At 34.8% G+C, this 25,098-nt stretch carries 26 protein-coding genes; 17 read left to right on the top strand and 9 right to left on the bottom strand.

Annotation, left to right across the window (positions count from 1 at the left end; genetic code table 11):
* Positions 1-344: 344 nt before the first annotated feature.
* From HNQ35_RS14435 to HNQ35_RS09610, 8 genes are all read left to right on the top strand, one after another.
* Positions 345-941, top strand: a complete 597-nt coding sequence (locus HNQ35_RS14435; RefSeq protein WP_307724226.1) for an MFS transporter — start codon at positions 345-347, stop codon at positions 939-941.
* A 37-nt stretch (positions 942-978) separates the two neighbouring features.
* Positions 979-1,179, top strand: coding sequence for a hypothetical protein (locus HNQ35_RS14440; RefSeq protein WP_307724227.1), 201 nt, complete (start codon positions 979-981; stop codon positions 1,177-1,179).
* Between the two features lie 37 nt (positions 1,180-1,216).
* Positions 1,217-1,588, top strand: a complete 372-nt coding sequence (locus HNQ35_RS14445) for an MFS transporter (RefSeq protein ID WP_307724228.1) — start codon at positions 1,217-1,219, stop codon at positions 1,586-1,588.
* A 263-nt stretch (positions 1,589-1,851) separates the two neighbouring features.
* Positions 1,852-2,352, top strand: a complete 501-nt coding sequence (locus HNQ35_RS09590) for a hypothetical protein (protein ID WP_146937828.1) — start codon at positions 1,852-1,854, stop codon at positions 2,350-2,352.
* Between the two features lie 680 nt (positions 2,353-3,032).
* The gene (locus HNQ35_RS09595) at positions 3,033-3,854 is read left to right on the top strand and encodes a putative RNA methyltransferase (protein WP_371862316.1); all 822 of its coding nucleotides are present in this window, start codon (positions 3,033-3,035) and stop codon (positions 3,852-3,854) included.
* Between the two features lie 60 nt (positions 3,855-3,914).
* The gene (locus tag HNQ35_RS09600) at positions 3,915-4,517 is read left to right on the top strand and encodes a ribonuclease H1 domain-containing protein (RefSeq protein WP_146937832.1); all 603 of its coding nucleotides are present in this window, start codon (positions 3,915-3,917) and stop codon (positions 4,515-4,517) included.
* Positions 4,518-4,548: 31 nt separating this feature from the next.
* Positions 4,549-5,400, top strand: a complete 852-nt coding sequence (locus HNQ35_RS09605; RefSeq protein WP_146937834.1) for a MurR/RpiR family transcriptional regulator — start codon at positions 4,549-4,551, stop codon at positions 5,398-5,400.
* A gap of 223 nt (positions 5,401-5,623) precedes the next feature.
* Positions 5,624-7,012, top strand: a complete 1,389-nt coding sequence (locus tag HNQ35_RS09610) for an aspartate aminotransferase family protein (RefSeq protein ID WP_146937899.1) — start codon at positions 5,624-5,626, stop codon at positions 7,010-7,012.
* Positions 7,013-7,073: 61 nt separating this feature from the next.
* Here the strand turns inward: HNQ35_RS09610 and HNQ35_RS09615 are convergent, their stop codons facing one another.
* The 5 genes from HNQ35_RS09615 to HNQ35_RS09635 all read right to left on the bottom strand — a co-directional run bounded on the left by HNQ35_RS09615 (position 7,074) and on the right by HNQ35_RS09635 (position 11,191).
* A complete protein-coding gene (locus HNQ35_RS09615) occupies positions 7,074-7,946 on the bottom strand; it encodes a hypothetical protein (protein WP_146937836.1) in 873 nt (290 codons plus the stop codon).
* Positions 7,947-8,064: 118 nt separating this feature from the next.
* Positions 8,065-8,739: a peroxiredoxin gene (locus tag HNQ35_RS09620; RefSeq protein ID WP_146937838.1), complete on the bottom strand. Its 675-nt coding sequence runs from the start codon at positions 8,737-8,739 to the stop codon at positions 8,065-8,067.
* 201 nt (positions 8,740-8,940) lie between these two features.
* Positions 8,941-9,171 carry a sulfurtransferase TusA family protein gene (locus HNQ35_RS09625; RefSeq protein WP_146937839.1) on the bottom strand — a complete coding sequence of 77 codons (231 nt, stop codon included), beginning with the start codon at positions 9,169-9,171 and terminating at the stop codon, positions 8,941-8,943.
* 20 nt (positions 9,172-9,191) lie between these two features.
* The gene (locus HNQ35_RS09630) at positions 9,192-10,250 is read right to left on the bottom strand and encodes a YeeE/YedE family protein (protein WP_221261476.1); all 1,059 of its coding nucleotides are present in this window, start codon (positions 10,248-10,250) and stop codon (positions 9,192-9,194) included.
* Between the two features lie 770 nt (positions 10,251-11,020).
* Entirely contained in the window at positions 11,021-11,191 is a 171-nt protein-coding gene (locus HNQ35_RS09635) for a YfhD family protein (protein ID WP_146937843.1), read from the bottom strand.
* A 165-nt stretch (positions 11,192-11,356) separates the two neighbouring features.
* Here HNQ35_RS09635 and HNQ35_RS09640 point away from each other — a divergent pair, with 165 nt between their 5' ends.
* From HNQ35_RS09640 to HNQ35_RS09665, 6 genes are all read left to right on the top strand, one after another.
* Entirely contained in the window at positions 11,357-11,494 is a 138-nt protein-coding gene (locus HNQ35_RS09640; RefSeq protein ID WP_170226669.1) for an RAxF-45 family protein, read from the top strand.
* Between the two features lie 68 nt (positions 11,495-11,562).
* Positions 11,563-12,177, top strand: a complete 615-nt coding sequence (locus tag HNQ35_RS09645; RefSeq protein ID WP_170226670.1) for a Type 1 glutamine amidotransferase-like domain-containing protein — start codon at positions 11,563-11,565, stop codon at positions 12,175-12,177.
* A gap of 141 nt (positions 12,178-12,318) precedes the next feature.
* Complete coding sequence (locus tag HNQ35_RS09650; RefSeq protein ID WP_146937847.1) at positions 12,319-13,590, top strand: toprim domain-containing protein; 1,272 nt, start codon at positions 12,319-12,321, stop codon at positions 13,588-13,590.
* Complete coding sequence (locus HNQ35_RS09655) at positions 13,566-14,963, top strand: hypothetical protein (RefSeq protein WP_146937849.1); 1,398 nt, start codon at positions 13,566-13,568, stop codon at positions 14,961-14,963. Before HNQ35_RS09650 ends, HNQ35_RS09655 begins: the two co-directional genes overlap by 25 nt.
* Positions 14,923-15,618, top strand: coding sequence for a hypothetical protein (locus HNQ35_RS09660; RefSeq protein ID WP_146937851.1), 696 nt, complete (start codon positions 14,923-14,925; stop codon positions 15,616-15,618). The genes HNQ35_RS09655 and HNQ35_RS09660 overlap by 41 nt, the downstream gene beginning before the upstream one ends.
* Positions 15,615-18,821, top strand: coding sequence for an AAA family ATPase (locus HNQ35_RS09665; RefSeq protein ID WP_146937853.1), 3,207 nt, complete (start codon positions 15,615-15,617; stop codon positions 18,819-18,821). The genes HNQ35_RS09660 and HNQ35_RS09665 overlap by 4 nt, the downstream gene beginning before the upstream one ends.
* 132 nt (positions 18,822-18,953) lie before the next feature.
* Here HNQ35_RS09665 and HNQ35_RS09670 read toward each other — a convergent pair whose 3' ends face one another.
* Entirely contained in the window at positions 18,954-20,141 is a 1,188-nt protein-coding gene (locus tag HNQ35_RS09670) for a spr1629 family repressor/antitoxin (RefSeq protein ID WP_146937855.1), read from the bottom strand.
* Positions 20,142-20,164: 23 nt separating this feature from the next.
* The gene (locus HNQ35_RS09675; protein WP_146937857.1) at positions 20,165-20,926 is read right to left on the bottom strand and encodes a spr1630 family ClpXP-sensitive toxin; all 762 of its coding nucleotides are present in this window, start codon (positions 20,924-20,926) and stop codon (positions 20,165-20,167) included.
* 330 nt (positions 20,927-21,256) lie between these two features.
* Here HNQ35_RS09675 and HNQ35_RS09680 point away from each other — a divergent pair, with 330 nt between their 5' ends.
* From HNQ35_RS09680 to HNQ35_RS09690, 3 genes are all read left to right on the top strand, one after another.
* Entirely contained in the window at positions 21,257-21,700 is a 444-nt protein-coding gene (locus tag HNQ35_RS09680; protein WP_146937859.1) for a hypothetical protein, read from the top strand.
* A 219-nt stretch (positions 21,701-21,919) separates the two neighbouring features.
* Complete coding sequence (locus HNQ35_RS09685) at positions 21,920-22,576, top strand: hypothetical protein (RefSeq protein WP_146937861.1); 657 nt, start codon at positions 21,920-21,922, stop codon at positions 22,574-22,576.
* 87 nt (positions 22,577-22,663) lie between these two features.
* Positions 22,664-22,924 carry a hypothetical protein gene (locus HNQ35_RS09690; RefSeq protein WP_146937863.1) on the top strand — a complete coding sequence of 87 codons (261 nt, stop codon included), beginning with the start codon at positions 22,664-22,666 and terminating at the stop codon, positions 22,922-22,924.
* 319 nt (positions 22,925-23,243) lie between these two features.
* On the opposite strand, the gene HNQ35_RS09695 is transcribed toward HNQ35_RS09690, so the two are convergent.
* Together HNQ35_RS09695 and HNQ35_RS09700 are read right to left on the bottom strand one after the other, a co-directional pair.
* The gene (locus HNQ35_RS09695; protein WP_146937865.1) at positions 23,244-24,152 is read right to left on the bottom strand and encodes a GNAT family N-acetyltransferase; all 909 of its coding nucleotides are present in this window, start codon (positions 24,150-24,152) and stop codon (positions 23,244-23,246) included.
* A 33-nt stretch (positions 24,153-24,185) separates the two neighbouring features.
* Positions 24,186-25,049, bottom strand: coding sequence for an aminoglycoside 6-adenylyltransferase (locus tag HNQ35_RS09700; protein WP_146937867.1), 864 nt, complete (start codon positions 25,047-25,049; stop codon positions 24,186-24,188).
* Positions 25,050-25,098: the final 49 nt, after the last annotated feature.

Genomic DNA, 25,098 nt, shown 5'->3' on the forward strand with positions numbered 1-25,098 from the left:
TTTCTAAAACCAAAATTAGCACACGAAATAAGCCTAGTCAATAAGATTCAGAAAAATGATTAAAATGAACTACTTTGAATCTTGGTTATTGCATCTATGTTACTTGTTCAACTCTGTGAGGATGGAATGTTTTATCTTTTTAAAGGTTACAAACTAAACACTATTTAATCCAAGTCTAAAATAGTAAATGCTTATGTCTAACTAATGATAATTAAGGCTGAGAATTGAATATATCTGTGTAAATAACTAAATAAACGTATTATGTTAAAATTAGGTAACAAATTGTGTTAGTATTGAAAATATAAGACAATATGAAAAGTTGTAACATGCCGAGAAGAATTCATATGGCAAAACAAATACAAAGTTGGAAGAACCCAGCTATTTTATTAATGTCGATTGGAATATCTAGCATAGGTAACTTCATTTACTTAGTTGCAATTAATATAATCATCTATCAGTTGACAGGGTCAGCAGCGGCTGTAGCAGGGCTGTGGATTATTGGACCGTTAACGAATATTGTAACGAAATTTTGGACGGGAAGTTTCATAGATTATCGTAGCAAGAGAAAAATTATGATGGTGACGTATGTTATTAGGGCAGTGTTTATCTGTATGATTCCATTGGTGCCTAATATGGCAATTATCTATGGGATACTTGTTGTCTTAAGTGTGGCAAATGCATTTTTCACCCCGTCATCAATGACGTATGCAACGATTATTGTTCCTAAAGAAAAACGGAAACGCTTTAATTCAATTCGTTCGTTTGCAACTTCAGGAGCATTTATTGTCGGACCTGCTTTTGGTGGCTCGCTAATCTTATTAACATCTGTAGAAACGACTTTATGGATTAATGCCTTATTCTTTGTTATATCAGCTGGCTGTTTATTGCTTTTACCGGAAAAAGAAAAGATTGATAAAGACACGATTCCGTCACTGACTTAAACAAGAGATTCGTGACTTTACCGTCGTTCAGGAATTTATGAAGGCAAATCGATATGTCTTTTTTGTTTATCTTGGCTTTGTTATGATTATGATTTTTTCCTTTGCGATGGATGCACAAGAAGTCGTCTTCACACAACAAGTCATCGGTCTTTCCGAAATGGAATATAGTTTGTTAATTAGTATCACGGGAATTGGGTCTGTTGTCGGTGCTGTTTTACTATCCATTTTTTTCAAATAAATTATCACTCAGATACATGATTGTCGTCGGTCTATTCATGATGACGATAGGTTATGTGATTTATGCATTTTCTTCGTCGTTTTCTTCGATTGTTGCTGGATTTGTTATCTTGGGATTTTTTAATGTATTTATAAATGCGGGGATGATGACTTTTTATCAAAATAATGTCCCCGTTGAAGTCATGGGAAGAGTGACAAGCATTTTTCAACTGATTCAAAGTGTGATTCAAGTTGTCTTTATTCTTGCCGTTGGGTTTGCAGGGGATCATGTGTCACTGCGTGTAACAATTGTCAGTTTATCACTTGTCATGCTGTTGTCATCTTTAGTTTTTTCGTACGTTGTATTGAAACCTGCCAAGATGACTTTTTATCTAGAGGTCGAAGAGGAAGGGGCAATAAAGATAAAATAAACATGGTTTACTTTCTCATTATTTTTTGTGAAACAACTCAAAAGTTATAAGTTTTCTTTTGCAATAAATATATGACTATTATCATGAAAGATAAAATAAAATCACAACCTTTGAACCATTTACATATTATTCAATCTATACTATTATTGATAAAGTGTTTTGAATGAAGGGGGAACGTGATGACTTGCAACCTTTAATATAATGGGTAAGTGCTTAATATCATCTTTAAGTTTATCACACAAGTGGCTGAAAGGATGGGAAAAGTGAAGAAAGTTTCGTTAGCAATGATGACTGTTTTATTGTTTTTGTCGGGTTGTATTCAGATTGTTAGTTCTAAGAAACAAGAAGCAATAGTGGATTTTGTAAATGAAGAGGTCGGTCAAATAGCGGCTATTGAAGAGGAAGCTAAGCAGCACTTACAAGGTGTTCTAGGTGATCAATCAGCAACTGATGATGATTTATATGACGTCTATGTTAATAATGTTATACCTCTGTATAAAGAAGCGCTCGAAAAGGGAAAAAAGATTGAGCCCGCGATTGATGAATTAAATGAGCCGCATGAAATACTTGTTAGCGCACTAGAATCATACTTGGATGCTTTCGAAACACAAGTAAAAGCAATTGAAGAAAATGATGATCGTTTAACAGAGAAAGCACTTTTATTGGAACAAGAATATGTCGACTTAGTTGATGAATATCATAAAAAAATGGAAGAATTAGCTAAGGAACATAGTGTTGATTATGAAGCAAATCAGAATGAATAGTTTATGATACTCAATGGAATAAGCAGGGAAAATCTCCATGTGACTTTCTTAGCTTGTTTATTTGCAAGCGATTTTTTGATGAATCTTTCAATACAGCCTCTTACGGTAGAGACCATTCACGAGACACCGCTTTGCGCGTTCAAAGCGACCTCTCGTGCTGGAATCTCTTCATGAGAGTCAACATTGAGTCTTCAAAGCGTCCTCTCGCGCTGGAAAATCGGCACGAGACCCCACATTGAGTCTTCAAAGCGACCTCTCGCGCTGGAAGCCATCCATGAGACACCGCGTTGACAGATTAATACAGCCTCTCACAATGAAATATCAACGAAAGCTACAAGTTTATTAGTGTATAAAAAGCGTCAATTGCGATTGACCACGTCCATTGCCTCCTATATTAGCTCACATTAAACCTACAGACCCTATAAATTAAATGTAATCAGTAGATAGCGCCGAAGAGGTCACTTGGATGTTTTTCAAACTGTTTTCATTTTTATATTTTCCTTTTACCATATTAAAGTTGAATAAGAAAATCGTTATTTTAAAGTCTGAAATATAGCTTTGAAATGATATAGTTGATAAGAAGTTTGTTTCCCTTTATTCTAAAACATAGAAGTATGAAAGGAAAAGTCATGATGAACAATAAAGAACAAAGTGCGCGGTTGGTTCACAAACACGTCCATATGTTTAGATGTCCTCTATGTAAAGAGTCAATGCAAGTCGTTGAACTAAAAAGTCTTATATGCGTGAACAAGCATACTTTTGATTTTGCTAGGCAAGGCTATATTAATATGCTGACACGTACAGTTAAAAGTCAATATGATAAAACGTTATTTGAAGCAAGGCAACAGACGATTGTGGAAAGTGATCTGTTTAGACAAGTACATAAAGAAATTGCAAATGTTGTCGAGGAATATATCAAGGATATAAATAAACATATGTATATTCTCGATGCTGGCTGTGGTGAGGGCTCACATTTACAACGAATTTTAGATGAATGTAATCATAAAACGATGACAGGAATTGGTCTTGATTTATCTAAAGAAGGGATTTTACAGGCAGCGAAAAATTATAAGGAATCGATTTGGTTCGTCGGTGATTTGGCTGCTACCCCATTGGCAGAAAAATCGTGTGATATGATATTGAATATTTTATCACCAGCCAATTATGAAGAATTTAAGCGGATTTTAGTGACAGGAGGATTAGTTGTAAAAGTTGTTCCGCGGACAAATTATCTAAAGGAATTGCGTGAAGTGCGCTTCAAGGAAACAGAAAAGAAAACTTATCAAAATGATGATGCTGTATCTCTTTTTAATAACCAGTTTGATCTAGTAAAACAGATGACATTGAGTTATACAAAAGTGTTGAATAGATTAGAGCTAGAAAATTTAGTTCACATGTCACCACTCGCTTGGAATTTGCAAGAAGAAGATAGGGAAACTTTTGTTAAACAAGAAGATCAAGAAATAACAGTTGACTTAGATATATTAATAGGTAAGATTTAACAACAATCAATACATTTTAACAGAATAAGCACGATATGTATGGAAAATGGAGGAACGTAGATGGCGTCTCAAAAGTATTATGTCGTTTGGTCTGGAAGGAAAACAGGCATATTTAATTCATGGGAAGCATGTAAAGAGCAAGTTCACGGTGTAAAAGGTGCTCGATATAAATCATTTAAATCGTTAAAAGAAGCTGAAGAAGCATTTGCAGAAGGGAGTGCTCCAAAAAGAGAGTCCCTTCCAAGAACAGATTCATCATATATAAAAGAAAGCATAAGTGTTGATGCTGCATGTAGTGGTAATCCAGGTAAGATGGAGTACAGAGGGGTTGATACGAAAACGGGTGAGGAAATCTTTCATTATGGTCCGGTTGATGATGGAACGAATAATATTGGTGAGTTTTTAGCAATTGTTCATGCATTAGCTTTATTAAAAAAAGCTAATCAGACGACACCGATTTATTCAGATTCGCAAACAGCGATCAGTTGGGTCAGAAATAAACGTGCCAATACGACACTTCCAAAAAATAAACAAACGGAACATATTTGGCAAGTGATTACACGTGCGGAAACGTGGTTAAAAAACAATTCATATTCGAATCAATTATTAAAATGGGATACGAAACAGTGGGGCGAAATAAAGGCAGACTTTGGTCGAAAATAAATAGCAAAAATAACGCGAAAGGAGATTATATATGGAAGAGCAGAGTATTTATAAAATTATCCATCATGCACGTGAACATATGAGCAAATCACAGCATAAAATTGCCGACTATATTTTGGAAGAACCACATTCTATACCATTTCTGACAGGGGCGAAGTTAGCTGAGTTAACCGGTGTTAGTGAAGCAACTGTCGTTAGGTTTGCTACATTTTTAGGTTTTTCAGGATATAATGATTTGCAAAAACATTTAGCTCGATCACTTGAAAAAAGATTAAATACGGTTGACCGTTTAACGATGACACGTTCGATGTATAACGAAACAGAAAAAGCCATTTATGATAACTTTACAGAAGACATTCATAATATCCAATCGACGATGCAACAATTAAATATAAGTGATATTGAAAAGGCAGCAGAATATATTTTAGAGGCTGAACGTATCTATATTATTGCCAACCGTAGTGCCATATCGTTAGGTACATTTTTGCAGTATTATTTTAATATTATGTTTGGAAATAGTAAGCTCATCTCTACGACAGAAGCTATTTTTGATCAAATTCTCGATGTCAAAGAAAAAGATGTCGTTATCGGGATTAGTTATGCCCGCTATACGAAAAGTACGCTTGATGCCATATCATATGCTGCTAACAAAAAGGCAAAAATTATTGCTCTGACTGATTTTTTTTCATCCCCAATTACCAAGTACGCTGACATCGCTTTATTTGCCTCAAGTAATATGAAATCTTTTTTAGATTCGTTCGTTGCCCCGTTAAGTGTAATTAATACGTTAATTGCCTATATTGGTACGAAAGCAGAAATCGACATTGAAAAGCGTCTTCAAGCGTTTGAAGAGCTATGGGATCGATATGATGTGTTTTATTGATGAAGTATAAATTTCATGTATTGACAAGTATCTATTTAAATCCTTTTTTATTATTTAAAAAAGGATTTTTTAATGTATAAAAAACGAATAATGAAATTATAGATACAAAAAATAATTGTAAATGAAATATATATTGCATAAAATGAGCAGAGAGCATATACTAATGATGAGGAAGAAACGTGATATGTTTCTTTCAAAAATCATTTTAAGAGGCGATGATAGAATGATTGAACAAAGGGGTTATGAAAAAGATGCGTCACGGCGTTTATTTCAGCATGCGAAAAAGTTTATTCCGGGTGGCGTCACTGCGAATATTAAACATTTTGCACCTTATCCTATTTTTATGAAAAAAGGGTATGGAAGTAAGTTAATTGATGTTGATGGTGTGGAGTATATTGATTATTCGCTATGTTATGGGGCGTTAATGACCGGTCATGGCCATCCGCGTATTAAAGAAGCGACGTTGAAGCAGTTAGATGATTCGGGAACGGTCATATTCGGTACACCACATGAGTTAGAAGTAAAAATGGCCGAAAAGCTCATAGCATTGTACCCGAGTATGGATCAAGTTCGTTTTACAAATTCAGGGACAGAAGCGGTTTTGTTAGCGATTCGATTAGCGGTTGCTTATACGAATAAACCGAAAATCGGCAAGTTTGAAGGGCATTATCATGGTGGATTAAATCAGTTATTAGTTAGTATTAATCCGACGCAACGTGATGCAGGAAGACCAGATCAACCCGAAGCGGTGTTTGAATCAGATGGTATTGTTCAAAGTGAACGTGAAAACACAATTGTCTTACCATTTAATGACCTTGAAGCGACAGAAAAATTATTAAGAAAACATCAAGATGAACTTGCTGCAGTCATTTTAGAACCCGTACAAGGTGGATTTATCCCTGCTGAACCCCAGTTTATTCACGGTCTAAGAGATTTAACTAATGAATTAGGGATTGTCTTAATTTTTGATGAGGTGAAAACGGGCTTTCGTGTTGCATTAGGTGGAGCGCAGAGCGTCTATGATGTAGATCCTGATATAACAACACTTGGAAAAGTCCTTGGTGGAGGATTTCCAATTGGTGCTGTAGGTGGTCATGAAGAGATAATGATGCAAAGTGCGGCAACGGCTAAGAGTGATGTGTTTTCTGTTGGAAGTGACAGCCATAAAACGAAAAATATCGTCTTTCATAGTGGCACGTACAATGGACATCCATTAGTACTTGCAGCAGGTTTGGAAACTATACGTTTATTAGAGGACGAGAATGAACTCAAATCAACTTTTGAAAAGACGATGCTGTTGCGTAAAGAACTCGAAAAGTTATATGAAACGTATCATATTAAAATGCAAACAATTGGGATGGGAAGTATTTTTAATCTTGTATTTACTGATCAAACGATTCGTCATTATCGTGATATGTGGCAGGCGGATACATCTTTTCGTCAAGCCATTGACATAGAATTATTGAAGTTAGGCATCTATTTAAAACCATTAAATCGCTATTCAACATCTACTGCTCATACGGTAGAAGATATCGAAAAAACGGTCTCGCTTCATGAACGAGCGATTCATCGGGTTTTACAACAAAGTGAACCACTTTACGCAGTTAAATAATCATACATGTTTATTTAAGCCCTCATGTAGTAATGGGGGCTTTATCTCAAAATATGTGTATTTATTTTTGTCCTTGAACAAATGTGATATAGTCATAATAATTCTCATCGTTTGTAGAAATTAAACTATTATGCCTCGTCGTTAATAGCCATTCACCATCATCTTTTTTGAGAAAAATGATGTATTGACCGTTTTGTTTAATTTTGTGTGAAGGAAGGAGTAAATCTTCAACATGAAGTTTTCCTTTGTATGTTTCTAAAACAGTATAATCAACCACTGAAACACTTCCTTCATTTTCAATCTTATCAATGGTGATTTCAGCAACGATGTCTGATTCGTCCATGAGTTCTTGTAAATCATTTATTTCGCTTGGAATCGGAACATAAGGTGGTTTTGGTTTTATATTTTCGTGGATGTATTGTTTTAGCCCTGTTAATGTATTGTACTTCGTTTCAACAAATGGCTGTTCATATGTTTTTTCAAAGGCATCTTTAAGCCGTAATAACTGATTATTTTCCTCAAGTTTGATGATAAATTCTGGGTGATTAAGATAGAAGAAGTCATCATATATCGGGGAATCAAATGGTTCTAAAAAGAAAACATAAGTTTCATCTTGCTCAACTAATTCTTCATCGAGATAGACAAGAACGGTGTCATCATCTGTCTCTCCATAAATATGCTCTTGAATCTTGACCGATAAAGCTGGCTTTTCGCCATTAAGTAATGTCGTTCCAACAACTTTTCCGACGACAACTGCATTTGCATCTTCCATGAGAGAAGAAAAGGTCAATTCTTTTTCTAAAACACCCATGGTAGAAGAAACCATATTGACTTCTGTTAATGTTATCTTATCTTTTTTATTGATGACAAAGAAAACAATGATAAGAGCACTTAAAAATCCGAGACTCGCCAACGATAACCATTTTTTCTTCATAGATTGACCTCCTTTGTATATTGTCTTAATTTTATTATAATTTAATTTATATGTCGATATATAATTAAAAAGTTGCCTTTATTATACGGGCAACTTTATGCTTTCGGGGTATCGTTTGTTAATTTCCAATATCCTTATAGCAAAACCACCAATCGAAGCAGTTTATCTCTCCAGCTTCTGCTTGTTGTATTCGCTTGTTTTTCTCTTGAACATCTGAAGGTGGCGGGATCATTCCTTTATTTCCAATAATGCTATTGTGTGGCCAATCAGCTGGTAGTGCAACATGATATTGATCAGCCGTTTGAAGTGCATATAATGTTCGATAAATTTCATGTAAGTTACGTCCTACTTCAGCTGGATAGAAAAAAATCGCACGAATGATTCCTTTATCATCAATAATATAAACACCACGAACGGTTTTTGTATGTTGTGCGCTGTGGATCATACCTAATTTATTAGCAACAGTTCCTAAAGGATCGGCAATAATAGGGAATGTAATGGGGATATGGAGATGTTGTTCAATCCATTCAGTCCATTTCATATGTGGTTGAACTTGATCAATGGATAATCCTAATAATTCAGTTTGACGTTCACGAAACTTGGGATATAGTTGTTCAAATGCGACAAACTCTGTTGTACAGACAGGGGTAAAATCACCAGGATGACTAAATAAAATAAGCCACTTTCCCCGGTAATCGTCTGGAAGAGTTTTTTTCCCGTAGGTCGTTTCAACGGTTATTTTAGGAAAAGCATCACCAATAGATGGCTTCTTCTCAATATGATTATCAATCATTTTATAAACCTCCACATTTTTAGTACGTTACATTGTATGATAGGCAAAGGTTGATGTGACATGGAGAAGAAATATGTGAAAAAATCAGGAATTGATTTATACATTATGTTCTCTTAAACGAATGTTATAACATAACATTTAAAAGCGGAGAAATGAAGTTTTCTCCGCTTATCTTATAGACAGTCAATTATTGGATATATATTAAAGTGCGCCTTTTTTAATTGTAATTGTCCATGTTGCATCATCTGTTTGTTCAAAGTTCGTAATCTTGTGTCCAGATTCGGCTGCCCATCGTGGAATACTTTCTGTCGCTTGTGTGCAGTCGAAGTTGATAATTAATTCATCACCGTCATTCATTTGTTCCATTTCTCTTTTTGCTTCAATGAGTGGGAATGGACAAATTTCTCCAATCACTTCTAATTTTTTCTTCATTTATAATACCTCCATAATTTTTATGCTAAATAAGCGCCAGATGTTGCGCTCACTTTTTTCTTCACTTGTGGCCTAATAAAGACAAAATATGAAGCAGTCCATGTTCCAAGTATGATGAATAATAATGAAAACCAGCCTTGCCATGTCATCATTGCTGTCATTACTAAACCATTACCAATTGAGCATCCGCCAGCGAGACTTGCTCCAAATCCCATTAAGTTACCGCCTATGAAACTTGTAATTCCTGTTTTTGCATCAGGCATTCTAAAGCGGAATTCGCGACTTCCTTTTGCTGCGATATATGAACCGAAAAAGATTCCAAGAACTAAAAAGACACCCCAATTAATAAAATCCATATCCCCTGTGACAGCAAATTGTAATATATTAGCTGATGGTGTTGTAATCCCGAGTCCATAAACTCTTCCAGTAGCGGCACTTAATGGCCAAGCGATTATTGCAATGATTCCAACTAAAACAGCTGTAACAAATGGATGCCATCTTTTTTCAAATAAAAGATGTCTTAATCCCGTATACTTTGGTTTTAATGATGGAATAACAACTTTTGGCTTTTTAAGTTCTTTATAAACGATAGTAGTAACGATGAAAACTAACAGTGCTATAAATACAACAGTTGGAATTCCTGTACTTTCTGACATAGAATTTGTAGGTAGCGCAATTGCTTTCATAGAAGAATCGACTGGTGCAAGAAAACCTGTTTTCATAACAGCACTCATAAACATATAGCCAAAGAGTGCAATCCAACTACCAAGTAACCCTTCGCCAGCTCGATACCACGTTCCAGTAGCACAACCCCCAGCAAAAACAATTCCTATTCCAAAGATAAAAGAACCAATGATTGTTGCTAGCCATGAGAATTGTCCAGCAGAAAAATCGAAAAGACCAAAATGTATGAGGGTAAACACACCAACACTTTGTACGGTAATAGCGATTAATAACGCATAGAACATGCGATTATCTTTTGCAATATACATATCGCGGAAGCCACCGGTTAAACAAAAGCGGCCCCTTTGCATCACAAAACCTAGTAAAACTCCGCAAATAAGACCTGTTAATAACATCTTATAAATTCACTCCTTTTTTAATCCATACTATATTGATATGAATTATATGATATATGTAGCTAAAATGTCAATGGGACATTAGCACAATATTTTTTAATATAAAGGAGCGAATAGCATCATTACTGAAGTCAACGTGTCGTCTCGTAGTGTTTTTTTGTAACGAGAGGCTGTATTGAGGCTTCAATGCGTTGTCTCGTAGTGCCTTTTTTGTGATGAGAGGCTGTATTGAAGTCTCAACGCGTTGTCTCGTAGTGTTTTTTTGCGATGAGAGGCTGCATTGAAGGCTCAACGCGTTGTCTCGTTGCGTTTCATCTTCATGAGAGGCCGTATTAAAGCTTCAATGCATTGTCTCGTAGTGCTTTTTCTTCATGAGAGGCTGTATTAAAGCTTCAACGCGTTGTCTCGTAGTGTTTTTTTGTGATGAGAGGCTGTATTGAAGTCTCAACGCGTTGTCTCGTTGCGTTTCATCTTCATGAGAGGCCGTATTAAAGCTTCAATGCATTGTCTCGTAGTGCTTTTTCTTCATGAGAGGCTGTATTAAAGCTTCAACGCGTTGTCTCGTAGTGCTTTTTCGTGACGAGAGGCCGCATTAAACTCTGTTGAGATTATACATGCTGAAATATTGCATTGAGTGTTAAATGCTAGACATATCCAGCTCTTCTAAGTTACATTATCTTGGTCTCGCAAGGAGTGTATACAAGTTGACTTAAATAAAAAAGAGCGTCTAACAGTCGAAAAGACTGATGAGACAGCTCTTTTACCAGACATTATTTCTTTTTTCTTCGCAAATCAGCTGCACGACTTCTTGCTTGAGCCTGTTTGTCATCATGATCAGCCAATTCCTCAGAAAACTCTACATCAATTCCATCTGTCTTTTGACTCTTGGGTGTTTGTGCAAGAAAGTTGTTTTTGGGTTTCTTGTGCTCATCTTTTCCCATGGTTTTCACCCCATTTTTGAATGTTTTTCATGGTTAGTATGTGTAAAGGACAGTGATTTATTTGAAGTAAAGCATTTAGTACATCAGAATTTGTATATTACGTTGAAAATTCATTCTAAAACATGTATTCTTAATATAGAATAATGTTTGATAGAGGTGGTAGAGATGTTAAAGCAAGCCGTTTTAGTGCACGCGTTTTGGACTGGGTTTTTAATGTTTAACCGTGCAAAATTTGCTGTTTTAGTTGCTAACGGGATAAGTGTGTCCTTTTTTAGCAATTTAATAGCAGATTCAAAACGGTGAAAACATCTCTAAGCACGTTATTATAGTGGACAATCAGGTACGCAGGTGTATGGATGGGAGGATTAATCATGGTAAGGCATATCTTAGCTATATCGGGTGGGGGCTTTTCAGAAGAAGAAAATGCCTATATTGATGAGTATTTATTAAAAATATGTAGGAAAAACACTCCGATAAAAATTGGTTTTGTTGCTACAGCGAGTAACGATGCGCCAAATTATATTGAAAATTTTTATCGCGCATTTCAATCTGAAAGACCAAGTCATTTAACAATTGAAGATTTTAAATCTGATAAAATCCAAGATATCGTCAATGATTTAGACATTATTTATGTCGGTGGGGGTAATACACAATACATGCTTAAAATATGGAAAGAAACAGGATTTGCTCACGTCCTCATTGATGCTTATTATCGCGGTGTTATTTTAGCCGGGATTAGTGCTGGTGCTATGTGTTGGTTTGGAACATGTTATAGCGAAAAGAACGAGCATGAATATGAACAATTTGCAGGGTTAGGTATTTTAAAAGGTAGTTTTTGTCCACATTATAATGATGAAGAACGCCGTATTGCTTTTGACTATTGGGCCAGTAGTCAAAAGGGAGGCCCTATCTATAAATTAAATGACAATGAAAACTTACATTTTAAAAATGAAAAATTGGTGGCGAAAATTAGTTCTTACAAGTAATTGAGGGGGGCAATTGTAAAAAGAGGGAGTATACCTCTCTTTTTTTTTACCATTTTTTCTAATAAAGCTATATCCATAAAGCATAGATAAACATGGTATGATAAAGGTATATGATTCTAGTAAAGCAACGAGGTGAATAACGTGTACGGTGCAAAACAATTTATCCAAGACTATATATTAAAAAAGAACGAACAAATCGAGTGGTTAGATACAGATGATTCAGATTTACTATATGGCTATATTGTCAAAAGAACACCAAGAACGTATCGTCGTTTAGCTGAATTATGGATTGGTATAAAATGGTCAGAGCAGCCGTCTTCACCTGAGAAAAGTTTGCTAGACTTAAAACTATCGATTCATAAAGCGAAACCGATTTCGGTAGATGATGGCACGTTACGTCATTGGCTAGTAGAGGGCTGGATGATTCGTAAAGTAACATTATCTGATGATGAACGCACACCTCTTACTGAAGGTTATTACATGGGTCCAACGTTATATGCCTATATAGAAAGGGAAAGACAGCAGAAAATCAAACAAGAAATTGCGACATTTGTTCAACTTCAGGAACAATTGAGTCATTGCGTAATACCAGATCATATTTCAGCTTCATTCTCACAACACATTAATGATATTCTTTCACTTAATTACGAAGAATTTGAGAAAAGCGACCGATTTCAAGATTGGACAGTACATAAAAGGGTCATCTTTTTAAAGTTTTTGATCGCCCTGCTTAAATTAAGAGAAACGAAATCGATGTTTGATTTTAAAGAGATTGGTGCATCATATTTTAAAAAAATCGGTGGTTCAAAAGTATTTGATCGGTATAAGGACGACTTTCTGAATCTATTAGAAACGTGGTTACAAGCCACGCCGGAAGTCATTGGAATTATCAGTCATGGGAGGGTTCATTCCGTCTATTTTTCTGGCAATGTCAAAGGAATATACGCAAACTTTCAAGCGGGCGCATTACATGCTGTAACAGACGTCGCTTTATTAAATGAACAGTTTCACACCGTAGATCATGTGTTATGGCTGGTAGAAAATCGAGCGATGTTGACAAGGATGGCAGCTTCACCAACATTTTTGAAGGAAACAGCCTCGATTGTTATTTGTTTAGATGGCCATATTCGTTCAAGTCACCATACATTCACACAACAAATTAGTCATAGTCCAAGTATTAAGCAAGTTTTAATATGGACTGATTATGATGAGTCAGGCTTATCGATTGCTTATGACGCTTACCGAATTGTTCCAGATGATGTCACGGTTAAATGGATTGCTTCGGATGGTTCGATATTTCGTGATTATGAAGCGTATAAGAATTGGTTACAACATCAACTGTCTATAACAAAACGTGAGCAAGAAGAAGTATTAGGAGATGAAAAACAATGGAAAAAATGGATCAACCATTGATTTCTGTGTTTAATCAAGAGGCGGAAAGTGCTGAAATGTATCAAACAATGCGTGATATCGTCTCATTAGCCGGTGTTTTTAGTGCGTTGGGAAATGCCAAAACATTTGAAGCACCTTTAGAAATATTAGTGTTTTTACGGGTGATTCATTTTTTCCATCGGGAGTCATTAGGTTTAGATGATCCAATTGCTAATAGTGAGACAGTTTATTATCGTTATTTGAATACGTATCAGGACATTGAACCACCGACGAAAGAGAGAATTGAACGCTATGTGAATATTTTAGTGAAATATAATTGGGTTACAAAACAGGCAAAGCGATTAAAAATGAGAAATACAGGGAAACGGATGATGGATGCACTAATCCGAGTAGCGAATGATTCACTGGCCTATTATATGCAAGATGATATTGGGCGTTCACTTTTTCAAGCGAAACGTGATGCAGAAATTAGTGAAGCTTATGATGATTATGGGATATCTGGTGGTCACGCTATTGCAAGTATGATTCGGCATTTAAATGATGCGATAGAACTACTTAAAGAACGAGAATTAGAGTTATTAGCTGACCGAGATGCACTTCCAGAATTAGAACGGATTCATGTGTTGATGGATGAATTAGATGTTAAAATGAAAGAACGTTTAGATCGTTTATCAACGGTAGAAGATGGTTTAATGATGCGTGATCTTATTCAAAGCGGAACAGGTGCATTGGCAGAAGGAACGAACTTAAGTCTTGGCATGATTAATAAATATTTGAAATTCATTAGTATGCAATCGACAGATATTGGTTCATCGATTGCCCCTGAAAAAGTCAGGCAATTTATTGAGAAGATGTTTCATCCGCCAATTGATTCGGACATTCCGAATGCACATCAAATTTTAAGTTTTATGGAACAAGATGTTTATTCTGGTGAAGCGATAGATGGGATGTGGGTCCCTGTAAAAATGATACCTTTTTTATCAGGTCAAGCCATTGAGGACGGTATTGATTACCTAGAACATTATGAACCATATGTTGATGAAGACATTTCGGAGGAAGAGGAAATCACATATCAGTCAGATACGATTGATGCTTCAGATATGGAAGATGTATTCAGTGAAGCGGTCTGGACGATGACGAAAGCGGTTATCGATACAGAAGCGATTGAAGGATATTTAGACAAGCACGATGAAGCCGAGTTAGAACAGTTAATTGTTGAAGCAACATCACCCCAATTCGGGGATGCGATTCGTTCATTAATGGCAACATCTGCTCTAGTAGGTAATAAAAAAGTGGAAATGAAACAATCAGATGTGACGAAAACATATGAAAAAGAGTGGGAGTGGATAAAAGATGGAGACCGAAAGCATAAAGTCCGCCAACGAAAAAAGTAATCACCAACCGCTAGCCAATATGAATGCTTTACAATCTTATTTAACTGAAAAAGAAGAAATGGCATTTATGCATCTTTTATATTCATCATCAGCCACCATTCGGGCGGGTAATTTTGGATTATCTCGGAAAGATGTAGCAAAAATATTAGAAATGAGTCCGGACGATGATGACGGTTTTTATTCTTTTATAAATCGTGTGAATCAAGGATTAAGCCGTTACTATAAAGTCATTTATGATAAAAAGCGTGACCAAGTCATCGTCATGTTAAGGGCGACAGCACGTATGGCTAAATCGACTTTATCACCAGAAGCGATGGCCATTTTATTACTGATGTTCTATCAACAAGAAGTGCTCCAACATGAATTTACATTACTATCACAATTGTTTGAAGCGTTTGGTCACGAACAGTTGAAAGCAAGTCAAAAACTAAAAGTCAATATCGATACATTGCGGAAAATTGGAGCGGTTGTTGATTATCATTCTGATTCAGACGAGGAAGCTTATCAATTAACTGCCATTGGTGTCAATATGTTTTCCGATTCTTTTTTAAGACGGGCAGTAGAATTTAGTCAGTCACAACAGTTTAATAAAGATGAAGTTTTAAAGTTTTTCAAACGATATAATGTGCAATATTCAGGAGATGATTCAGAGTGATTCCACATCAATTACGCTTCCATGGGGTTAGAGATTATGAACCGACATCACTCGATTTATCGGGGATGAATGAACATATTTTAATTGCCGGTCCGAATGGGTCAGGTAAGTCAACGATTACGTTTTGTATGGGAGCTGTTTTAAAATCTAGTAAGGTGGCCATTGAAGGATTACGTTCAAATAATTTATCAGATGGAAAAACATGGCGTGCAGCTATTCATTTTATGTTTAAAAATGAAGGCGAAACACGTATTGATGCTCCACTTTATATTGAATTTTCGCTTGACTTAGAACAATTGCCAGGCCAACCGATTAAACAGGTTTATCGTATTTCAGAAGGCGATGAGATTGACCAATTAGAAACAAAAGCAGTCTATCGTTCTGGTGGACAGCCTAACTTTACTGACTACAAACGTGAGCTGCTAGAAAAATATAAAATTTATCCTGATCATTATTATTTAATTTGGTATCAACAAGAAGTCAATCAGTTCGCGACTATGTCACCAGAAGAACGTTTTCGTGTGTTTAGTGAAATGCACAATATTACACATATTCAACGGAATTGGGAAAAGAGTTTAGAACGTGTTAAAGAGAATGCAGCTTCAGTTCAAGATGCAGAAATATCCGTTAATAATGATGAATTAAGGATGCAACTTGCATTAAAAAACTATAAGCGCTTAAAACAAAATCGCGAATCAATTCATAAAAATGGGACAAAACTGTTTCAATCATTACATGCACTTATTGACTTGAATCGAAAAGAATATGATTTAACAGAACGGACAATCGAGGATTTATCTATTGACTTAGAGGAAAAAAAGGAGACCATTCATCAGTATCAAATAGATTATGAACAGTTACAACATCAGAAGGATATAATAACAGCTGGAAAAGAAAAATTACAAATTGAATATGCTAAAAATGAGAAAGATTTAACAACTAATAAAGAGCAGGAACAATTGTTACAAGATAAGCTTGATAAGCTGGAAGAAGAAGTTCAGGATGTTCGCAAAAGCCAGAAAAAATTACGCTTTTCAGAAGCAGAAACGAAAGCACGCTTTGAAAAAAATGAAAAAGAATTAACAAAGAAAAACAAATACATCGAAAACATCGAACATACGAAACAGCAATTACATGAAGAAATGACCTTACTTATGAAAGAAGAAGCTCAATTAGAGAATGAAATCAAACAGTTTAAAAAAGAACAGAAAAAATATCAAGCATTGCTAAAGCAATATAATAGTAGTCATGATGTAAAAGAACGGATTCACCTATTAGAAGAGAAGATGTCGGAGCAACGAGAATTATTGGACGAGATTAAGAAGAATTTGCAAGCATCAGAAGCTCAGCTTAGAGCATTTGAAACAAATCAACCTGTTTCTAAAAGACAGGAAGATGTTTTAAAACAGATGAAGCGTTTAGGCATACAGGCGTATCCGTTGCAAAGCCTTGTAGAATTACATGATGACGCATCCATTGAGGCAGAAAAAAAGCTAGATGCGATTAAATATACAATATTTTATGATGGAAAGTACGTTCCTGCTGTTAATGATTTGTACCATGTGTCATTAAGAAAGATTGTCCCAGAATATTATTTGGACAGTATTCCGGAATTACAACTTCAAATGAAGCGTGGACTAGAAAAATATGAACAAGCTTTTGCTTCAAAAGTCCTTTGGTGGATTAAGCAATTAATGTCTAAAGAATATCCATATATCGATCATGGACAATTATTTGACTCGCAGGGTGTTCGTGGAACTCAAGAAAAAGAAACATATATTTTAAGTAAAAAAGCGTTGAAGATTCAAAAGAAAAATTATAGAACGCAAGTTTTGAATTTAAGAAAGGAACTTCAACAGCTTGAAGAAAAACAGAAACATACAAGGAAGGAATTACAACATTTACACAGCATCGTTAATCAGGTTGTTGAAGCTGAAGGGTTTCAATTGAAAATCCCTACATTTAATCAAAAAATTCAACAGTTAAAAGTGGTTCGTGATCGACTTGAAGCCATCGATAAAGAAAACAAACATTTAGATTTACAGGCAAGAGAAGTTTGGAATGAAATTGCACGTTTAGAATTTGAAATAGGTCAGCTACAAAATGAGCTTGATGTGTATGAACAACTTGGACAACTAAAAGATAAAATAGAATTGTTATCAAATCTGGAAAAAAAGCAAAAAGAAATTGAACAAACTACTCATTTTTTACAACGTAAAGTTGAAAAATTAGAGGATCAATCAAATGAAATCGAGAGACAAGAAATAAAAATGGGCCGCCAAATAGAAAGTTTGCATGCTGATATTGACTTTAAAAAGAATGAACAAAAGGCAATTGAGAGGCAGATAGAAGATAAAAATGATGAGAAGGACATATATCAAGGTAATATTATTAAATATGAAGAAGAGTTAATCGATATGAAGAACCTTTATCCAAAGCTCTACGAAGAAGTATCGAAACAGGAGCGACGAGTTGAGCGGTCAGAAATAAAATTACAAAATATATATACGAAAGCACGAAATGGTTTACAAATCGCACAGAATGAAGAAGGAATCAACCCTGAAGCAGAAAATATTTATTTTAAGATGAAAGAAACGTATGAAAAAAATAAGAAAGAATTGGATCAATTAAAAGCATTACTAGAAAAAAACAAAGCACGTGCTGAAGAAATTGAGGAAAATTTAATGACGAGTATCCGAATGAAAGTTATTCAAATCCATCAATTATTCCAAGGTTATATGAATGAATTCCAATTCGAATGTGAAATTGATTTTGATAAGTATGAAGAAAGGAATGGCAGAATCAATTTCCGTTTATTTATTAAAGTTCGTAAACAAGGTCACCGCGGTAAAATGGAAGATGTCAGCTTAAAAGCGCGGGCTGGACGTGTCGGAAAAGGAGTCTCAGGTGGTGAAGAATCACTTAGTTCTTTACTATTTGCCTTAGCATTATTGCAAGAACTAGACACGAATCCGAGTTTTATAGTCCTTGATGAATTCGATAGTGCTTTAGACGAAGGACGAAAGGCGAAAGTGTTCGAGTTATATGCCGAAGAACTTGAACGAAAATTAATTATTATTTCACCAAAAGGGCATGATAACGAATACTTAAATCATTTCCGCAAAGCATATATTACAAGACATGACCCAAACGCACTTAAAACATCGATAGTCGGGATTAGGAATCGAGTTGGCTTAAGCTAGAATTTATGGGCTGCTTTATTTAGTATATTTTTGCGAGGTGGTAAAGTTGTGTTTTTCCACCTCGCTCATTTTTTATTCTAATATTTGCAATGGAAAAGAGATATACTCTAATGGATTATCGTTGTGAATATCTTAACTTTTATGAATCTCCAATTCTTTCACGGTAAACACTTTTCTCTCGTTTTTTAAATATTTATCGAAAAAGGATTGCTCAATGCCTGTAAGTGTTGTAAGAAAATGTTTGTCCACCTTTAGAATATCCATCAATCCTGATACTGAATAAATACCTTCTTCAAAAAGGAGTTGTAGGATACTTCTTATTTTCATTGGGCGATAAATAGGGAGTTCATCATCGAGTGGTTCAATTTTTTTATATCCTTTTCGGTTAATCGACATATAGAAATAGCGTAATTGTTGATATGTGATGATGCCTAAATTTTTAGCTCTTATAGCTATTGCTTGTAGAGAAACTTCCCATTTTTGTTTTAAATCGATGTAAGAATCAGGATTCGATAATTTTGTGATATTTCTACAATCTTCTTTAAAAGCTTCCTCAGGCAGAAGAAATTCAGAAGCGAAAATATTTGCTTCATCTTCATAAGCACGGTATGTTTTTCTGTCATGCATATTAAATTCAACTTTGTAATGTAATAATAAGTGCCCTAATTCATGTGCTAAATCAAAATTTCTGCGAGCAGCTGATTTCTTTATTGTACCTAAAATAATATATGGTCGATTATCATCCGTCCATAGACTGTAGGCATCAATCGTTTGTCCTATTTCCTTTTCTAAAATAAAGGCACCTGCTTTTTCTAATAAAAACAATAAATTTTTGTTAGAGCCATGTTGTAAGCCGATTCTTTCACGTGCTAATTGGGCGATATGTTTTATTTGCTGTTCGCGATCGATGTTTTGATGTTTATTCACGTATTGAATGATGTCACTTCGCATTTGTAACAACAGATTCTTTGGGTAATTAATCTTGCTTTCTATTTTCTTTATAAATGAATCGAGAAATTTCATATGCATGAGTTCACATTGTGTCTTACTTACTGAGTTAATCGTTTCAGACCGATAGGCAATATGTTGTATTCTAATATTCTCAGGATTTCCTTCCGTTAATAAATCATCACGATAAAAATATAATGATTTAACATGAAAAATTGACTTTAATTTATTAATAATTTCTAATTTAGGCGATATATAACCGTTTTCGTATTGCCAAACTGCTTGTTCTGTTATTCCGAGTTTGTTAGCAAGGTCAGCTCTACTCAGACCATTCATCATACGAATATGGGTCAAGTTTTTACCGATAAACAAAAGGAAGACCCCTTTCCAAATTATTACTTTTTCTTTTCCTTAGCATCAAGTACAATCCCAAACGAAGTGTGATCAATGGTACCTTCAGGGATATGACTCTGTGTAAGAATTGATTTTAAATCATCTTCAATTTCGATTCTATGGATTCGTTTAGAACCAATATAGTCTTGCAAATCACTAATCAAATATGCATTGTTATCTATTGGATTTGGCATCCAAACACGAACCTCTTCAATATAATGATTTTGATCAATTTGATATGTTACAATATAGAACCGATCAAATTGTGTATTTATTCCTTTATTATCCTCATTTTTGAATAAATTAATTTGAAAATCTTCAAGTAATTCAAGTTGTAAATATTTTTCATACCTTTTATCTGGAATATTGTCAAAGTCAATACGATTATTAATTTGCATGAGGTTGTACATGTAGGAATTCGTCTGTTGCCTTGTACGTCCCCTAGCATCTTTTCCTTTATCGACTTGTTTTGGATCAAAGTATCGTGCATTTTTTACAATGAATAAGATTTTCTCATTTTCATGTGTGAATTTCAAGTATTGCCATGTAAGCCCCGCTTTTGCTAATTTACTTTCCACGCCGTGCTGTTCGCAAGCTAAGGCAACATAATGGTCGATATGATTTCCCTTAACCCAGGCATATGCACCACTAACTTTTAATTCACGAAACATTCTACGCCTGACATCCAAGTAATCTCGATAACCTTCAAAAATTCCATCAACGATGCTCTCATTTAATGGTTCGGGTAATGAATAATTTAACACTCTCTCCGCCTCCCTTATAATAATATCCATTATTATTAATAAAATATGATTTAACCGTATTATAATTAAAGTTAAGTGATATTAAAAGTATTACAGTTTAATAGTTGCAATAAAAAAGATGTAGTGATGTAGTTGTATAAAGACGTGAGTTCTGAGAAATGCCGAATGCTTCTTTACTGTGCTTTATTAATAAAATTATTTATTATAAGAGTCTCATGTCAGTGTGAATTTTGCTAAAAGAAATACGCTGTAACATAAGATGTTAATGCAGTTTATTACTTTTCACTTTTATGCAATAATAAAAGAAAAACAAAAGTGGGTGACAAAATGGTGAACTATGAAATTGTTGAAAATCCAAGTGGAGATACGTATCGTCACTTGATACAGATGCTCTGTCAACATTCCGATCGATTCTACTTTATAACAAGGAAAGAATTAAAGTATAATAAGAAGATTTTAAAGCAGTTCAACCCCTTTATAATAGAAAAGTATAAAACAAAAGAATGGGCTAATACAATCACATTAGGTCCAGCAGCAACGGTTTATGTTATTGATGTAAATGAAGATACATGTAGGTTACTACAAAATTTAGCCCAGTCATTGTATGATTGGCAAGCACCAGAACTACCTGAGGATCTTACATTTATAAAAAATGATTTTGAATGGTTTACATGTACAACACATGAGGAGTTTGCGATGTTTTCTATTCGATCTGAGTTTTATTTGAACTTAGTAAAACAACTACCAGGACTGAAGTTGACGATTTTGGAATAGGACGCATGCAAATAAAATCGAGCAGTGACAGGCAGAATCGAGCGGTGACAAGCAGGAATCGAGCGCCGGTGAGTCAAAACCGAGCGCTCTGATACAGAAGTTTAGCAATCCTAAATCAGACTCCCGAAACCTGAGGTGGGAACCATAGCATATAAAGCATGATGTGTAGGATGTTTCTAAGATGATATCGTTATTACTAAAACATATAATGGTGATATGATGAAAGATAAAATTGTTTATTTTATAATCGCTTTAATTGCGTTTGGTGTTTTATCCTCATGTACGGCAGAGTTAGTTACTGAATATCGGGATAGTTATAGTGTGTTACATGCGAATAAAACAAAGGGAATTATTGTTTCTAAACGGGCAGAGAAAGGGCTTTATTCTAGTCCTACATATTATGCTGACGTGATGATGTATGAAGGGAAAGTCGTTCCAGAGCCGATTACAAACGAAGTGCGGGTTACGAAAAAACAGATTCAGGGGATTGATCTAGGAGAAGAGATTGCGGGTTATACGGTTAATGGTAGACAATTTCATACATTAATTGATATGCTTCATGATGGCTTTTTCTATCTTCTCTTTATTGGTCTTGGGATTCTCGTCATGGTCGGTATGATAATATGGGGACTTTATCAGATTAAACCGATTCAAAAATTTATTCTGTTTCTTCTTGGTAAATTTGATAAGATGCTTAAAAAGCTATTTGCATTATCTCCTTTTAAAAAAGCAGAATTTAGTTTCACTAAGTTCATTCTTATCATTGTAGGGATGGGATATCTTGTTCTTGCATCAAGTTTTGCAAATAATTTATATCATAAAATAAAGCCATATGGAAAAGTTTTGACAGATGCCGAAGTGACGTTTAAAACATGAGATATTTATCTTGATCATGATCATCTACCTGTAACGAAGTACTATTTTACTTTAGAGTTCTTAGATGAAAAGAACGAGGATATAGAAGTGACAAAGGAAGTCTCAAGAAGCACTTATAATAAATATGAGTCTAATGATACGTTACAAATATCTTATTTAAACAATAATCCTTATCAAGTATTTATCCAACGGTTATCATTTTGGGAAATATTAAGCAGTTTGTTTACACTACGAATGCAGGTTATCCTATTCCCATTTATCATTCTTCTTGGTGTCGGCTTGTTAGAATTAATATTAAAAGATTCGAATGAAACTAAACAAAAACCTATCAAGAAAAGAGCGGAATAACGATAAGATTTATAAATGCTCGTTATTCCTAGGATTTCCAGTATTATTTTTCACGAATGTTATTTTGATAAAATGTTCTATACAAAGAAAAAGGAGTGAACACAAGGAAGTATAAAGTTTAGAAAATACTTAAAACTCACTGCATGAATCCACTTGTATGGTATAACTGCTAGACTAATCATATATTTTGAAGTCTTACCGTAGCACTCGTTCTTTCTTAGATTACTGAGCTGATTTTATTAATCCAAAATTAGAGCCTGTACATAAAAAAAGTTGTTTACGTTATCATAACATTTACGTTAAAAAAGTTGAAGCTACGCTAAACACCATTTTTTTGAAATGTTATTAATGTTGGAGCGGGTGCAAATGGTAGATGTTTCATCAATTCAAGTTGAAACGGATCTGTTGTATCAATCTCGGCATCGATAAATTCATACTGATTGTCTTTTGCGTATTTAATTTGGTTTAAACAGAGTGTTAATAAAGCGCTTCTATCAACTACATTTTTCGTTCCCCGCCAGCCAAACTCTAATGTTTTTGGCATATCAGAAGCATGGAGCAAGGCAAATCCAACAATATCATCATTTGCTAAGATGACATAACTTGCTTCTAAAATAGTATCGTCTTCGAAAATGAGTTTACCCCATTGATTTTCATCAATTGTTCCGACTGGATTAGCTGTATGTGTTTTCTTATAGGTATCTCGAACAAGATGGATTAATTTGCTACGTAAGTCATGATTCGCCTCTATATCTTTCAGACTATAAATGAAGCCCTGGGTCGGCTTAAGCTGATTCTTGTATGTTTGAATGTTTATTGGAGCTACGTTTAGCCTCGGCATATAGGTTCTTCTAATTTCCTTAAAACCAGCCTGTTCATAAAATGATTTAAGGAAATACGATGTTTCCCAAACAGTTGTCTGAATTGGATGAATGACGTTATCTTCAATACAATGAAGCAATTTATGAGCGATTTCATTCCCATAAACTGGATTAATAGCAAGTGCGAAGTAAGTACAATAAGGATGAAAGTTATTTTTCCACGCTGTTAAGAGACCGATCATATTGTCTTCGTTATATGCTGTAAATGTACATATGTTGTTTTTTATTCTGTATATAAAATCATCAACTGTGTCCTTCTCGTTTCCGAAAATGGAAATGAGAAACGCTTCCGTACTTTCTACATTTAATGGTGGATTGTGTTTTATTTGTATGTTATTTTCCTGCATGGTAATCAACCTTTCGTTCGGCTATCTCTGAATCTACTTCAAATCTATCTCATTTAACATCTTTTCTACTAATTGAACAGCATATCGATTGGCCACTAGTGGATATTCAATCCCCATTGAATGACAGACCTTTTTAGCCATCTTTTCATAGACATTCATTGTTTTAATTAAGGCATGCCAAATTTCCTTCTCATCGTATGGAGCATATAGTTTTTTAAATGATTCTATTATATCGGGGTCTGCCCATTGTTCGAAAAAACGAAAGCCATGCCATGTATCGTAATCGGGTCCTTTTCGTAGTTTTATTTCGGTTTTGATGAGAGAGACAAGGAGATTTTTCATATATGAATCACAAATTGACTTACTTAATAATATTTCACCTCGCCGTAGTTTTTTAGCTGTTAATACGGAATGATACCAAAAATCATGCATATCATTTAAGATTTTTTCTTTTGATGGTATAACTGGTGTCTTCTTTTTTTGCGGGATGATTGATTTGAGGCGATGATCTTTATCTATTAAAACCTTCACGCCTCTAGAAAATACATCCGACACTTCTTTTTGATTGAGCATATCATCTAAAGTAGAAGTGGGGAAGATGGCAAAATCAACATCTAAGCCTCCTTCAAATAAAACGCGTCGTTCCATGCCACCACCAACAGCTGTTTTTTCCAGAAAGGTGATCATCGGTTTACTGATGTGATAAATCCATTTGTAGTGCTTTAATAGACTGGTATGATCTGTTGAAAAAATAACGAGATCTAAGTCTGACCATTGATCTGCTGTTTTTTCTTGCCTTGCCTGAGATCCGACAATGATGGCAGCTCGTATACTTTCCTCGTCTTTAGCAAAGGAAAGGAAATTCTTAATTATTTTACTGTAATTTAATTTGCTCATGTCATTGCACCTCAATTTTAAACGTATTTTTTCGATGTGATACGAAATA

Origin of the sequence: Cerasibacillus quisquiliarum (genome assembly GCF_014202495.1) — a bacterium.
GTDB lineage: Bacteria > Bacillota > Bacilli > Bacillales > Amphibacillaceae > Cerasibacillus > Cerasibacillus quisquiliarum.